Origin of the sequence: Niallia oryzisoli (assembly GCF_036670025.1) — a bacterium.
Lineage (GTDB): Bacteria > Bacillota > Bacilli > Bacillales > Cytobacillaceae > Bacillus_BD > Bacillus_BD oryzisoli.
In genome coordinates, this window is the sequence record NZ_CP137640.1 from 4105153 (window position 1) to 4118528 (window position 13376).

A 13376-nucleotide genomic window follows, 5' to 3' on the forward strand; every position below is an offset into this window, starting at 1 on the left:
AAAGCTTTTATCAATCATAGATAAGCAAACTAACAGTCTAGTAAAACTACTCTCCTGGTTGGATTAATACTTCGTCTCCGTCCCAGCTAAACTTGACAGAAAGGTTTTCACTCTTTGAAATATCTTCTATATAGTTAAACACTCCCTGGGCTAACTGATCATCTTTTACCACGATTTCCGGTTCACAATTATTGTTGATATAGCAAGGAATATACGTAACCTTCTTAATTTCTCCGTCCTCAATATAGGCCTTGGCAATCATCGTGTTTCTTGCCTCACGGGAAACATAGCCCTTTGGCATCTCCGGATCAGCCGTTACATTATATCTCTCTAATAATCCTGTTGGAGGTCCTCCTGGTCCATCAGCAGTACCAGGTCCAATCTCTGCTGCAAAATTACCTGTAGAGTAGAAAATGGCTTTTCCTTTATACATTTCAATTCCTTTTGCAATATGGGTATGAGTGCCGAGAATTAAATCCGCTCCTGCATCAATCGCAGCATGACCGACTTCATGGCAATACATTGGAATGACTGCCGGAATCATATGCTGGCCCCAGTGATAGGACACGACTACAACATCCACTTCCTGCTTTAATTTCTTGATATCCTCAACCATTGCCTCTAGATCTTCCTTATAGGCCATGGATACAATCCGTGGAGGTGTTCCAGGCTGATAGTCAATCTGATCATAAATGGTCCAAATGCGTACAGGGGCGAGACCTGATTTTTTCGCATCGGCTTCAAAGCCTTTAGGATGAACGCAAGAGTAGGCTAAAAAGCCAACCTTTGTCCCATCTCGATCCAGAATCACTGGTTTTCTAGCTTCCTCAATATTCCTACCCACACCGCAATACGGCAGGTTGACCTCATCTAATTTGTCCATGGTGTCAATTAAATTTTCTCTGCCCCAGTCTAACGTGTGGTTATTCGCTAATGAAAGGACATCAAAGCCTCCGTAAAGCAGGGCTGGAATATTGCGGCTGGCAGAATAGGTGGCGCTGCCGCGAATTGCATAACCAATATCGGAATAGGTTTGATCACAATTGGCAAACGTAATATCTCCTGCGCGCATCACTTCAGCTACATGCTGAAATATTGTTTCTGGTTCTTCCCGGTCAATGATGACATCTCCAACTCCAAGGACCGTAATTGGTTTCTTTGACATAGTCTCTCCTCCAATTTTCCACTTTGTATTTTTTAGGCTTGTGGGACGCTTTCCAAAAAGGCCGGAACCACTTCCATAATGTCACCGACAATTCCGCAATCAGCTACCCTGAATATAGGGGCATTCGGATCGTTATTAATCGCAATGATATATTGTGAATCAACCATCCCGGCCACATGCTGGGAAGCTCCTGAAATTCCTAATGCAATGTAAATTTTCGGACGGACAATCCGGCCTGAAATCCCCACATGGCATTCATGCGGCAGCCATCCCATATCTGTAATTGGCCGGGAGCCGCTCACAGTTCCATTCAGCTTTTCAGCCAATTTTCTTGCCAGCTCGATGTTTTCTTTCGTTCCAATCCCCCTGCCAACAGACACCAGGATTTCCGCTTTTGTGATATCAATTCCTTCAATGGTAGGACTAAGTATGGATAAAATTTTGGCTCGAATTTCTGCAGCCTTTTGATCCTGCTGGACAGCGATGACTTTAGCAGGCAGAAAACTTCCTTCGATGGCCGGTAAGTAATTTTTCTGTACACTTGCAATCAGCGGTAATTCGTTCACCTCTAGTTTGGCAAATACATCACCGTTAAACATCGGTCTTGTCATAAACAGACTGTTATTTTCATATATGATATCCACACAATTACTGAGTAGGTTTGTCCCTAATCGTTTAGATAAAATCGGTCCTAATTCCATGCCTAAATACGTATATCCAACTAATAATAAGGAAGGTTTTTGCACTTTCATGAATTCGGTAACGGTATTTACATATACTTCAGGGTGATAGGGTTCAAACTCTTTATCATCCACCACATAGATATGATTGAAGCCTTTATCCGATAATTGATGGACAGGGGACTCAAGGTCATGACCTAAAATCAATGCGTTGAGTTCACACTCCCATTGATCGGCAAGTTGTCTGCCTCGGCTTGCCATTTGCAGGGCCAATGTATCTAGTTCACCATTTTTTGCTTCCGCTAATATGAAGATATTGTTATATTCCTTATCTGGCTGCATCAGCAATCCTCCTCATTAAGACAGTTGAAATTTCTTCAAGGTTTCCTTCAATGATTTCACAGGCCTCATTGACTGGCGGATCAAATAGATCAACAATGCGAAATGCATCACTCGAATTTCCGTCTTGATTCAATCCCAGGCTATCAAGAGTCATGGATTCTACTTTCTTCTTTCGAGCCTGCAGTACTTTCATAACAGATGCTTGGCTAATCGGCTTTGTCGTCGATTGAACAGATATTAATGAAGGAAATGGTAAACCAAGCACTTCATATTGACCCTGTCCAAGCTCAGAGGTTGCCTTTATGATAGGCTGATCCTCATCATAATCAATATTTGTCACCACAAAAGCATGGGGCAGCTGTAATTCTTCAGCCAGCAGCATCGCTGTTTTAGCTGCCATTGCATCGCTCGATTCCACGCCAGTGAGGACAAGATCACAGTCAAGCTGCTGAATGGCTTTTGCTAAAATCTCTGCGGCTTGATCGGCTTGATCGGAGCTGACCCTAATGACTCGGTCAGCCCCCTTTGCCATTGATTGATATAACATTTCCTGCGACGTTAAACCGCCCACTGTTAAGACAATAACCTCTGCACCATATTCTTTTTTTAGAAATAAGGCTTCTTCTAAAGCTGCTTCATCCGATTCATTCATCACTAACGCACTGCCGTCATAGTTAATTTTCTTGTTTTGTTCATCATATTCGAGATTATCGACCCAAGTCGGAACGGCTTTGCAGCAAACTACAACGCGCATTCTATCACTCCTTCAACACTGTATTAATTTGTTTTCACCATTCCGTCAGCCAATGCAGCATGTTTCCCAGCCTTGCGTCCTAAAACTAAATTTCGTACGATGCCCGAGCCGCCTGGGTAATTTCCGATATAGAAGCCACCGACCAATTCACCATTGGCATACAGTCCTTTGATTGGCTGATCTGTTACATCAAGCACTTGGCCGTTCTTGTTCACTTTCACTCCGCCAAACGTGAAGGTGATTCCAGATGTTACAGGGTAAGCTCTGAACGGAGCTTGATCAATTTTCTGTGACCAATTGGATTTATTTATCGCAAGACCCTCTGTGTGCTTGCCATCACGTTTCGCTTGATTAAACGGACCATCCTGAACAGCCGTATTATATTCTTCTACTGTCTTTTTGAATGTCTCAACTGGAATATCCAGTTTTTCCGCCAGTTCCTCAATAGTATTCGCCTCTACTGGAGTTTGGTGGGAATAATCGCTCATAAGTAAGTCAAATACTTTCGAATCAAACACTTGAAATGCGATTCCATTCGGCTGATCACGTGTGATTCTTCCTAATTTGGCATACGTATAGCCGTGGAAATCCTCGCCTTCATCAAAGAAGCGTTGTCCATTCGTGTTGACTAAAATGCCATACGTATAAGATTTACGGTCAGTACTTAAACCGCCGCCGACATCCTCAGCACTAAGGTCAATTTGCGTACAATGGGAGCCGCTCCACTCTCCTGTAGCTTGAGCTCCCACATCTAACGCCATTTTTATCACTTCACCGGTATTATGCTTAGAACCTCGAACCTTAACTAAATCCCAGCCTTTGCCTAAATATCTGGCCCGCATTTCTGCATTGGCAGAGAAACCCCCCGCAGCAATAATAACCGAGTTGGCGTAAATATCTTGACCTTCACCTTTACTGATCGTTCTTACTCCGCAAACAGCTCCATCTTCATCGACTAATAATTTTGCTGCTCTTGTTTCAAAGCGGACCTCCACCCCTTTTTTAATGGCCACTTCAATCATTGAATCAACAAAACCTTCTCCGCCGCCCTTGACATTCAAAGGAATGGCTCCTTGCGTAAACACCATCCGTTCTCCTACTCTTGTTGCCATATCATAGTTAACATCCCAGCCCAGGTTTAAAGAATCTACCCATTTAAACGCTTTATTGGACTCTTTCACAATCATTTCTGTTAAACTAGCATCAGCCATCCCATTTGTTACACGCATAATATCGGAATAAAATTCATCTTCCGTGTATTCATTAATATCAATTAATTGACGCTGACTTTCTGGGATTGCCGTCATATAGTCATATAACTCGGAATTTCCTTTATGGACAATTCGGAAGCCTCCTCCTGTATAACGCCCGTTACCGCCTGCTTCACTTTTCGGTGCTTTCTCGATCATAAGAACTCTTGCCCCTTTTTCAACGGCAGTTATAGCTGAAGCAGATGCAGCAATCCCTGCACCGATTACGACGACATCAAAATGTTCTTTTTGTTTCATGATTATTTCTCCCTTCGTTTAACCTAATTATTTTACTGAATTTTCTGAAATATAGAGATAAGATACATCCTGTTCTATTCATGCCACGCTAACTTTTCATCGTTTCCGGCAGCCATAGTACGATATCTGGGAACGCCACTAAGATTGCAAGAAAAATGACCATAATGACAAAGAACGGCATCGAACCACGGAAGATTTTTGACATTGGAACATCCTTAACAGCCCCTGCTAAGGCAAACACAACCATCCCGAGCGGTGGTGTGATGTAGCTCATTTCAATCGTAATAACTAGTAAAATCCCAAAAAGAACTGGATCGACACCAATCTGCTCAATCACTGGAAATACAAGCGGCAGCGTTAATAGAATCATCGCCAATGAATCTAAGACACAGCCTAAAAGGATATACATGAATAGAATCATAATTAAGATCCCTGTACTGCCTAGAGGAAGACTTGTAAAAAATTCCGCCAGCATACTCGTTACACCACTAACGGTCATAAACTCTCCAAAAATCATCGCTCCCGTAACAATGAGTAGAATCATAGCTGTAGTAAGGACGGTGTCTTTTAGTCCTTCTAATATTGCACGGATATCAAATCCTTTTAACATCACAAGCGTCACTAGGGCAAAGAAAGCACCAATTCCACCTGCTTCCGATGAAGAAAAGACACCGCCCCAAATTCCACCTAGTACGATAAAAACTAATAGAAAAGGCATCCATAGTGATTTGGACGATGCTAGGATTTCACTTAAAGACGATTTCTCCGCAGCTGGTCCAAGTTCCGGCTTAATTTTACATTGTACATAGATACCTAACATAAACATCGCTGACAACAATAGTCCTGGGATGATTCCACCAATAAACAAGGAACCAATGGAAGCACCTGTCATAATGGAATACACGATCATCGGTGTACTAGGAGGGAGCAGAATGCCTAATGTTCCTCCGGCAGCTATTGCACCTAATGACAATTTGTCATCGTAATTGTATTGCCGCATCGACGGCAGGGAAACTCTTGTCATCGTTAGTGAAGTTGCTAAGCTTGAACCTGTACAGGCTGCAAAGAGGGTACACGTGGCAACCGATCCCATTGCGAGTCCCCCAGGTAAGCGGCCGATTGTTTTCTGAACGGCAGTAAATGATTTTGTCATCATGCCGGAATGTGACAGCCATTCTCCCATTAAAACAAACAGAGGCAGAACACTAAAGGTGTAGCTTGCAACCGTTGAATAAGGTACCCTCCCCAATTGATTTAACGCTCCATCCACACCGGATATGACCGCGAAACCGCCGAATCCTACCAATGCCATCCCAAGACCTAACGGCATTCCTAGAAACAATAATGTAAACATTACAAAGAATCCAATGATCCCAATCATTCCTGGATCCATCATACTCACCACCATTAAGTTATTATCATAGCATTACATTCTCTAAAGTTCTGTGTATGGAATGGTTTTATTTGTTTAATCTTGCGGTGATGGAACGGCTTCGCTTTCGTTTATAGTACTTTGAAAGTGTGCAGCTTTCCCAAATGCCAATTTGACTGACTGATATAACCATGTACAAAGCTGTATTGCTAATAAAGCACTTCCAAAAGCGGCAAAGGCAATAAATGGCATGAGATCCCAGCCATAATAGCTTGTTGTTGGTCCTGGTGGATTATTGATGATATTGACTGCTCTCTCTCCCAATTGCCATGAAATCAAAGCCACAATAAAGATACTTAGAATGGAAGTGAAAATGTCCACATAGCTCTTTACTACTTTTGAAAATCGATCGTATAGGAAATCAATCCTAACATGCTTGTTTTCCGTAGCACCGTAAGCAAAACTGCTATATACCATGATGATCATCATGATTTCGATCATATCTGTTGAACCATCAATCGGTTTATTGAAAAAATAGCGACCGCCAACATCAATGGTTACAAGCAGTACCATTCCCATAAGGACTGCCATTCCTACATAACTCCAATATCGTGTTAATTGGTTAATCATATTCGTTTTACTAGGACTAGAGGACTGATCTACCGTCTCAACAGAATGATTCTTACGTGGATTAATCGTTGACTTCATCCATTTACCTCCAACATCATTTTTTCAGTCCTTATTTACCAGCTGCTTCTCTCATAGACTCTAATGCTGCTTTACCTGGATAGCCTTGTTTTTCAAGCTCTTCTGCATACTTTTCCGCTACATTTTTTGTTTCTTCATGCCATCTTTTTTGTTCTTCCTCTGATAAGGTATAGACTTCCATTAAGCCTTCTTTCTCAAGCTTATCCCATAATTCTTTATCCATCGCATCTACCCGCTTAAGCTCCTCAGCCGTTACTTCATCTACCACTTCTTGTACAGTATCTTGTAATTCAGGAGTTAGAGAATCCCATGTTTCTTTATTCATCAATAAGGTAAAAGTAGCTTCATATAATGGTAGCTTTAGTGCATAATCTGCTGTTTCATATAATTTTCTGTCGAAGATATTATCAATTCCTGTCAGGGTACCATCGATCACACCGCGGTCAAGACTCATATACACTTCTGAACCCGAAATCGTTACTCCTGATGCCCCTAATGCTGAAAGTGTTTCTGCCTGTGTGGAGGATACAGCTCTTACTTTTAAGCCTTTTAAATCTTCCATTTTTTCTACTTTTTTATCACGAAGGAAAAGGTGACTAGCTGAAATCGGTACATATCCAAGAACTTTGAAGTTATCTGTCAGTTCCGCCAAATCTCCTTCTTCTTCCCATTTCTGAAGTACCTTTAATGTTGTATCTGGATCTGTTACTTCAAAGGGAAGCGCTATCATATTTGTCACAGGCATACGGGAAGTATTATAGCCTTCAGCTGTGTACGTCATTTGAACTGTATTGTCTTTCGTCATATCCCATGCTTCAGTCGGCTTACCAAGTGTATCTTCATGGATCGTCATCTTAATGGCACCGTCTGTCCGCTTATCCAGCTCATCCTTTAAATTATGGAGCACTTTATTCATATTGTGGCCAGCTGGAAAACTTGAAGTAAGGGTCCAATTGTAGCTTTTACTAGCTCCCCCTTCTCCACTTGAGGATGAGGATGATGTGGAAGAACAGGCTGCCAGTAATGAGAAAATCAATAAGAATACTACAGTGACAAAGAAACGCTTTTTCATCTTTTATTAACCCCCTAATAGAATGAAATTCTCGAAACTCTTACCTTCTCTTCCAGCCCAATTTCTATTTTTCGATTAGAATTGGCAGGGAACTAACTCCATAACGGGTAAAGCCGATGCGATGAATTTCTCCATTTAAACGGAATGTATCCGTTCTCTTTAACAGCTCCTCGATGACAACCCTCAGCTGCGTTCTGGCAATCGGAGCTCCAATACATTTGTGAATCCCTGAGCCAAAGACAAGACTTTTCTTCGTACTTCGATCGAGGATACATTGGTCCGCATTCGGGAATACTTCTTCGTCGCGATTTCCTGCTCCCCATTGTAAAAATACCTTTTCGCCTGCTTTGATCTCCTGATCCTGTATCACAGTATCCTTTGTCACGGTACGAGGGTGAAATTGTACCGGTGATTCATAGCGCAAGATTTCCTCAATCGCATTAGGAATTAATTCCGGATCTTCCTGCAATCGCTTACGGTCTTCTGGATGGTTTGCTAGATAATTGATAATGATTCCTAAAGAACTTGTGGTCGACTCATGTCCTGCTGTAAGCAATAAATGAAGGGTTCCCACAACTAGGTTCTCAGTAACGGTTCCGTTGTCATCTTCTGCGCTGCTATGTAACATCTTACTGAGTAAATCTTCTTTAGGATCCAGCCTATTTTCTCGTCGGTCAGCGACTGCGGCTCTGCAGTATTCTTCCAGTTCATCTGCCGCAGCCTTCCTTCTGTCAAGGTCTCCTTCTGCCGCACTGTAGTAAAGCTCTTCAGCCCAATGCATGATACGCGGCCAATCTTGATCCGGTAGATTAAGAAATGCCATGATACCGCGGACTGGCAGTGGATAGTTGACTTCTTTTGCGATATCTCCATATCCCCTGTTCAATACAGGTTCTAATAACTCAATGGCAATCGGTCTGACTTTATCTGCAAAGATTTTCATTTTCTTCTCCGTAAAAAACTCCTGCATGACTTTTCGATAGGGTGTATGAAGCGGCGGGTCTGCTTCAAAAGGGAACCTTGGCATATGTGGATATCTAATGGCACCTGCGTTTGAAAACGTGCCTGGATCAAGAGCTGTTTTGACAATATCCTCATGTCCGATTATGTTCCAGCCTCCGCCAAATCCATCTGTATGAGAAATGGGACATTTCCCACGCAGCTCTTCAAATTCCAAAGCAGGATTCTCAAGATTTGGATTATCGAGTTCAGTTTTATAGTTTTCCATTTTTACCACCTTTCATATAGTAGCTGTAGGAGAATGGCTGATCTCTTAATTCTCCTACGGTTATATTGACAATCAATATTGACTAGTCCTTCACTCTTCTTCACCCAGTTGTTTAAAACCTGGCGGCAGCATGCGAACGTGGACATTGCTAAGCACTGGAGAATCATAGAATACTACCCAGCTTATCGGGCGGGCAAAGTCGTTTACCTTACGAAAAACGAGCGGTCCATGAACAAGTCCTGCTGGTATATGAACCATTGTCGGCTTAGTAAATGTAAATTTTTCAGCTTGATCACCGAGCCCCAGCCAAAGCTCCACTTCTCCGCCTAGATCTAGATTGTCGTATGGATTTGTACCAGTAAAGAGATACACTTCGTCATACGTATGATAATGCGGTGAATTATCCAACATAGACGTCTCATCATCTTCAGCAAACATTCCAGGCGGTCTGCAGTCTAGGTGCTTATGAATTCCCCCCTTAGGACTCATTGCACTAAAGGCCTTTGGCTCAGGAATCACCCATGATTCAATATGATGTGTAGCTGTAGGTAAGTTAAAGCCATCACCAATAATTGGAGGGGTAATTCGCTTTTCTACCACTTCTTCCCTTGTTAGATTCCTAGATTCAGGCCCCCAGCCGATCTCGGCAACGTACTTCGAATATTTCTTCTTTTGTTCTGTCATTTGGTTTTCTGCCATGTTTTAAACTCTCCCCTTTATCATTTGTTTTTTGACGAAGTCCACTTTCGCGATTATCACCTGTATACGATAGTCATGATTTGAGCTTTATCCTCAAAATAAAATTTGAATATTCAAAATTTACAGGTCATCAACTTCTATACAAATCATAAAACAAAACGCTTTCATCTACTATACCGATTTTTCTTAACATACTTTTAAGAAAAACCTTAATAATATGCCGCTTTTGGGTAAAATATGGTACTTCTTTACAAAGTTACTGTTCGCATATGACCCCCATCCCGCAAGATAAACTGTAAAAAGTCAGGATTCATTGCGAATCTTTTATATTGATAGGGAAAATTTTATTATTAAGTAGAAAACATTGAAGGACAAAACGCTTATTTGTCGAATACTATTTTTAGTAATTGTCTAAATATTCGATATTTTCTATAAAATATCTTTGAGGTGATGGAATGAACTTCTACAACTTATCCGTTTTTTGTAGGGTGGTGCAATTAGAGAGTATCTCAGAGACAGCAAAGGAGATGCTGACAAGCCCTGCAGCTGTCAGCGGACATATTAGAGAAATTGAACGTCATTTTGGGGTTAAATTGACTGAACGTTCCGGAAGAAATATTAAACTAACACCTTCTGGTTTAGAAGTATATAAATATGCTCTAGACATTGAACAAAAGGATAAAGAATTAAAAGAACAGCTTTATCATATGAAGCAGCCAGCTCAATCCGTATCTATTGGTGTTACGCATGTATTATTTAATTTACTCAACCAATCATTGAGTCAAAAAAATCATCCATTTATTTCATTGGAATTAAACTTAAATCCTTCTCCTTCTTTTGATACCTGTAAACTCGTCGAAAAGGAATCTTTAGAATTTGGATTAGTTTCAACGCGCATGATTGCACAAGTCTATCAAACCAATCAACTAGAACATGATATTATTTTTTCCATTCCGTTAATTATTATTTGTTCACCGGGACATCCGTTTGCAGGTGATAGAGGAATATTAAAAAAGGATTTGGAAAACCAACCCTTTCTCATGACTCCGCATGCTAAGAAAAGGGCAAAGTTTACCCAAAGCGGTTTAACCTTTCTTAAAAACATTGTAGAAATTGGAGATATCGAAACCATTAAAAATGCAGTGATGAGTGGTAAAGGTTTATTTGCCATATTAAGTTATCCAGATGTAAAAAAGGAAATCGAAAGCGGAGAGTTATCGATGGTACACGTTCAAGATTTTCAATTTGACACTCGCTTTTCCATTATCTATCGAAAGGAAAATCAAAAGAACAGTGAACAGATCAGACATCACCTGCAAAAAGTAATGTCACATGATTTAAATCAAACATCTCTTTTACTCAGTAAGTGACTTCAACCATTTTGAGTCTTGATAGATAAAAAAAGGCATAACTATGTTTAATTGCTAGTTATGCCTTTTTTTCATTTTCATTTCAAATTCAACCAATTGTAGATTCTAATTTTTCTTGTTTTATATAATCTTCTACTGTCATGATGGTCATATCACTTTTGGGCACCATACAGCAGGCTAACGCATAGCCATTATCTAATTCAGCATCCGACAAGGCCTCATGAGAACGAATGATATCCTGGATATATTCTCCCTCAAGCACCTTTACTTTGCACATTCCACAGCCTCCCCGCTTGCAGCCTGTTGGAATAGGAATGAACTGATCTCGGGCTGCTTCTAAGGAAGTGACCGTTGCTAAACAGGAATAGTCAAATTGCTGTCCTCGTGCATGTAATTTCACTTTATACATGAATTCCCTCCTTCATCCGTTTCACCCATTAAGTTAATGCCTTCATAAAGGACTCTGATAATTCTCTGCGGTGATAGAAAATCCCTTGACCAATTTTGTCTTCTGTCCATGTAATGGTTGGAAAATCTGCATACGTTAAATAACCATTGGCAAAGGCCTCATTGCGGTTTCCTGAAGGATCAAAGAAATAAATTGTTTCTCCCCTTGTAATCCCATGCCGTGTTGGCGTCACATCAAATGGAACTTCATACATGGATAGGATATCCGCTGCTTTAAATACGTCATGGAGAGAATCTACAAAGAAAGCAGCATGGTGAAGTTTCGCATCCGGTCCTTTGACAAACGCTAAATCATGTGCCTTATTGGTTGTAAATAAGAAGGTACCTAATAACCCTTCGCCATCGACAGATGTGATTCTTTCACTTTGTCTAAAGTTCAAGGCTTCAATGAAGAACCTTGTGACTGTTTTCAAATCATCTCCAGTTAATAAGCAATGGTCAAGACGATGCGGCGCAATTCCCTGTTTTCCTAATTGCCATGGATGTGGATTCAATGTTCCTACAGCCGTTCCGAGAAATTCCATTTCATAATAAAGTTCACAGTGATGGCCTGTTGGTAAAATAAAATGGACGGCTTCCCCTTCAGCAAGTCTTGTTCCATGAGAAATTCGGGATGTTTTACACCCAAATTGCTCAACTTTCTTTTCATAGTAAGCTAAGTCATCCAACGTCTCCACTTTAAAAGCAAAATGGGCAATCCCTGCCGTGTTGGATTTAGTTAGGATTAAGCTGTGGTGATCATATTCATCCCACGCTTTCAAATAAACACTATCCCCAAAGCGGCCCGTTTCTTCCAAACCAATAATTTTTGTATAATATTCTACTGATTTTTCCAAGTCCAATACCTTAAGTTCCACTCGACCCAGACGCATGACTCTTGCCATTCATTTCCCTCCTTCATTTGAAACAAAGATTATGAGTAAATAAAATAGGAACATCGTTTTTCTCGAAAATGTCCAAGACTCTCTCTAGTTCCAAGTTAATCGAAAATCACGAGAACGACTATACCGACTTTTCTTAAAGAACGATTAAGAATTTCCTTAAATTTATTCATGATGGGGAAACTATACCAACAAAAATGAGTATTCCTGTTTAACCGGATGTAGAGCAAAATCATAGGAATAAATTGAATCAGCTTATGCTGTATTTGAAGAATTAAGAATACTGTTACATAACGAGAAATAGAAGCTAATGCCAGTCTATCAAATATCTTCATTACATTAGGACATTTTTTTAATTATAAAAAACAGGAATTACCAAAAATGTATCGAAATAACGCATGTATCAGATCATTGGATTGCAAGCTCACGGACTCGTTTCAAAAGAATTTTTGGTGTGGTAAACATATGCATGAAAGAAAGGAGAAAAAAGAAAAAAGGATGATGTTGAAAAATTTAGCGCCAATTGTCATTGCAGGATGTATGTGGGGATCTGTTGGACTTTTTGTGATTAAATTTTTTCTTAAGACAAATCAGTAAAATGATCTAGAGAGGTGATCTAATGATTAAAGTTAATGATATTGTCATTTATAATAATGCAAAACATCATGTTCTCTATGTCACCCGTTCGGGTTACTGTAAAGTCAAAAAACTTGAAAACCCTAAATATATAGAATTAGTTCATCGAAAAGATTTAAAACCATATAAAGAGGAAAAGATATAATAATTTGGGTCAGTGGGACAACACTGACCCATTTTAACTGCGGCACTCGTGTAATTCGCAAGGGCAAACTTCCAAAATCTTCGTGCCAACCAAAAGAAAATGATTGCGACAAGACCCGAGGCAATCGTTGTTTGTACATCCCACATTCCAAGTAAAGAACTTGCCGGAGTAAAGGTAAAAAACGCGGCAGGCAATAGATAAGTTAATGCCATACAGATCCACCCTTTGTACATCGTGATGGGGAAGCGAGTGGTTTATTAATCTATCAACAATTTTTTGCCTCTCCAAACTCTGACTCTAAGTATTTAAATTATGGACTTTTACAGGAAAATACATTTAAGCGCAAAT

General features: G+C 40.4%; 14 protein-coding genes. 2 read left to right on the plus strand and 12 right to left on the minus strand.

From position 1 onward, the window contains the following. Nucleotides 1-46: 46 nt before the first annotated feature. From R4Z09_RS20590 to R4Z09_RS20630, 9 genes are all read right to left on the minus strand, one after another. On the minus strand, nt 47-1165 hold the full coding sequence (locus R4Z09_RS20590; protein WP_338448599.1) for a CapA family protein: 1119 nt from the start codon (nt 1163-1165) through the stop codon (nt 47-49). Nucleotides 1166-1197: 32 nt separating this feature from the next. Then, complete coding sequence (locus tag R4Z09_RS20595; RefSeq protein ID WP_338448600.1) at nt 1198-2187, minus strand: electron transfer flavoprotein subunit alpha/FixB family protein; 990 nt, start codon at nt 2185-2187, stop codon at nt 1198-1200. Further along, nucleotides 2174-2941 (minus strand): electron transfer flavoprotein subunit beta/FixA family protein, encoded by a 768-nt coding sequence (locus R4Z09_RS20600; RefSeq protein ID WP_338448601.1) that lies wholly within the window; start codon nt 2939-2941, stop codon nt 2174-2176. Before R4Z09_RS20600 ends, R4Z09_RS20595 begins: the two co-directional genes overlap by 14 nt. A 23-nt stretch (nt 2942-2964) precedes the next feature. Beyond that, entirely contained in the window at nt 2965-4449 is a 1485-nt protein-coding gene (gene tcuA, locus R4Z09_RS20605; RefSeq protein ID WP_338448602.1) for an FAD-dependent tricarballylate dehydrogenase TcuA, read from the minus strand. 88 nt (nt 4450-4537) lie between these two features. Beyond that, nucleotides 4538-5845, minus strand: coding sequence for a TRAP transporter large permease (locus R4Z09_RS20610; RefSeq protein WP_338448603.1), 1308 nt, complete (start codon nt 5843-5845; stop codon nt 4538-4540). Between the two features lie 72 nt (nt 5846-5917). Beyond that, nucleotides 5918-6529, minus strand: coding sequence for a TRAP transporter small permease (locus R4Z09_RS20615; RefSeq protein ID WP_338448604.1), 612 nt, complete (start codon nt 6527-6529; stop codon nt 5918-5920). Nucleotides 6530-6560: 31 nt separating this feature from the next. Further along, a complete protein-coding gene (locus tag R4Z09_RS20620) occupies nt 6561-7601 on the minus strand; it encodes a TRAP transporter substrate-binding protein (protein ID WP_338448605.1) in 1041 nt (346 codons plus the stop codon). 64 nt (nt 7602-7665) lie between these two features. After that, nucleotides 7666-8829: a cytochrome P450 gene (locus tag R4Z09_RS20625; protein ID WP_338448606.1), complete on the minus strand. Its 1164-nt coding sequence runs from the start codon at nt 8827-8829 to the stop codon at nt 7666-7668. A 90-nt stretch (nt 8830-8919) separates the two neighbouring features. Continuing rightward, nucleotides 8920-9528, minus strand: coding sequence for a hypothetical protein (locus R4Z09_RS20630; RefSeq protein ID WP_338448607.1), 609 nt, complete (start codon nt 9526-9528; stop codon nt 8920-8922). 455 nt (nt 9529-9983) lie between these two features. Between R4Z09_RS20630 and R4Z09_RS20635 the strand changes: the two genes are divergently transcribed. Next, the gene (locus R4Z09_RS20635; protein WP_338448608.1) at nt 9984-10898 is read left to right on the plus strand and encodes a LysR family transcriptional regulator; all 915 of its coding nucleotides are present in this window, start codon (nt 9984-9986) and stop codon (nt 10896-10898) included. Between the two features lie 88 nt (nt 10899-10986). Here R4Z09_RS20635 and R4Z09_RS20640 read toward each other — a convergent pair whose 3' ends face one another. Both R4Z09_RS20640 and R4Z09_RS20645 read right to left on the minus strand, forming a co-directional pair. Then, entirely contained in the window at nt 10987-11307 is a 321-nt protein-coding gene (locus R4Z09_RS20640; protein WP_338448609.1) for a 2Fe-2S iron-sulfur cluster-binding protein, read from the minus strand. Between the two features lie 28 nt (nt 11308-11335). Then, nucleotides 11336-12250 carry a catechol 2,3-dioxygenase gene (locus R4Z09_RS20645; RefSeq protein ID WP_338448610.1) on the minus strand — a complete coding sequence of 305 codons (915 nt, stop codon included), beginning with the start codon at nt 12248-12250 and terminating at the stop codon, nt 11336-11338. A gap of 462 nt (nt 12251-12712) precedes the next feature. Here R4Z09_RS20645 and R4Z09_RS20650 point away from each other — a divergent pair, with 462 nt between their 5' ends. Next, nucleotides 12713-12844 carry a hypothetical protein gene (locus R4Z09_RS20650; protein WP_338448611.1) on the plus strand — a complete coding sequence of 44 codons (132 nt, stop codon included), beginning with the start codon at nt 12713-12715 and terminating at the stop codon, nt 12842-12844. A gap of 141 nt (nt 12845-12985) precedes the next feature. Here the strand turns inward: R4Z09_RS20650 and R4Z09_RS20655 are convergent, their stop codons facing one another. Beyond that, on the minus strand, nt 12986-13267 hold the full coding sequence (locus tag R4Z09_RS20655) for an ABC-2 family transporter protein (protein ID WP_338453320.1): 282 nt from the start codon (nt 13265-13267) through the stop codon (nt 12986-12988). Between the last annotated feature and the right edge of the window lie 109 nt (nt 13268-13376).

Coding starts and splice junctions, on each gene's coding strand:
- R4Z09_RS20590 (WP_338448599.1), bottom strand. CDS start 1,165: ATGTCAAAGAAACCAATTACGGTCCTTGGAGTTGGAGATGTCATCATT.
- R4Z09_RS20595 (WP_338448600.1), bottom strand. CDS start 2,187: ATGCAGCCAGATAAGGAATATAACAATATCTTCATATTAGCGGAAGCA.
- R4Z09_RS20600 (WP_338448601.1), bottom strand. CDS start 2,941: ATGCGCGTTGTAGTTTGCTGCAAAGCCGTTCCGACTTGGGTCGATAAT.
- tcuA (WP_338448602.1), bottom strand. CDS start 4,449: ATGAAACAAAAAGAACATTTTGATGTCGTCGTAATCGGTGCAGGGATT.
- R4Z09_RS20610 (WP_338448603.1), bottom strand. CDS start 5,845: ATGATGGATCCAGGAATGATTGGGATCATTGGATTCTTTGTAATGTTT.
- R4Z09_RS20615 (WP_338448604.1), bottom strand. CDS start 6,529: ATGAAGTCAACGATTAATCCACGTAAGAATCATTCTGTTGAGACGGTA.
- R4Z09_RS20620 (WP_338448605.1), bottom strand. CDS start 7,601: ATGAAAAAGCGTTTCTTTGTCACTGTAGTATTCTTATTGATTTTCTCA.
- R4Z09_RS20625 (WP_338448606.1), bottom strand. CDS start 8,829: ATGGAAAACTATAAAACTGAACTCGATAATCCAAATCTTGAGAATCCT.
- R4Z09_RS20630 (WP_338448607.1), bottom strand. CDS start 9,528: ATGGCAGAAAACCAAATGACAGAACAAAAGAAGAAATATTCGAAGTAC.
- R4Z09_RS20635 (WP_338448608.1), top strand. CDS start 9,984: ATGAACTTCTACAACTTATCCGTTTTTTGTAGGGTGGTGCAATTAGAG.
- R4Z09_RS20640 (WP_338448609.1), bottom strand. CDS start 11,307: ATGTATAAAGTGAAATTACATGCACGAGGACAGCAATTTGACTATTCC.
- R4Z09_RS20645 (WP_338448610.1), bottom strand. CDS start 12,250: ATGGCAAGAGTCATGCGTCTGGGTCGAGTGGAACTTAAGGTATTGGAC.
- R4Z09_RS20650 (WP_338448611.1), top strand. CDS start 12,713: ATGCATGAAAGAAAGGAGAAAAAAGAAAAAAGGATGATGTTGAAAAAT.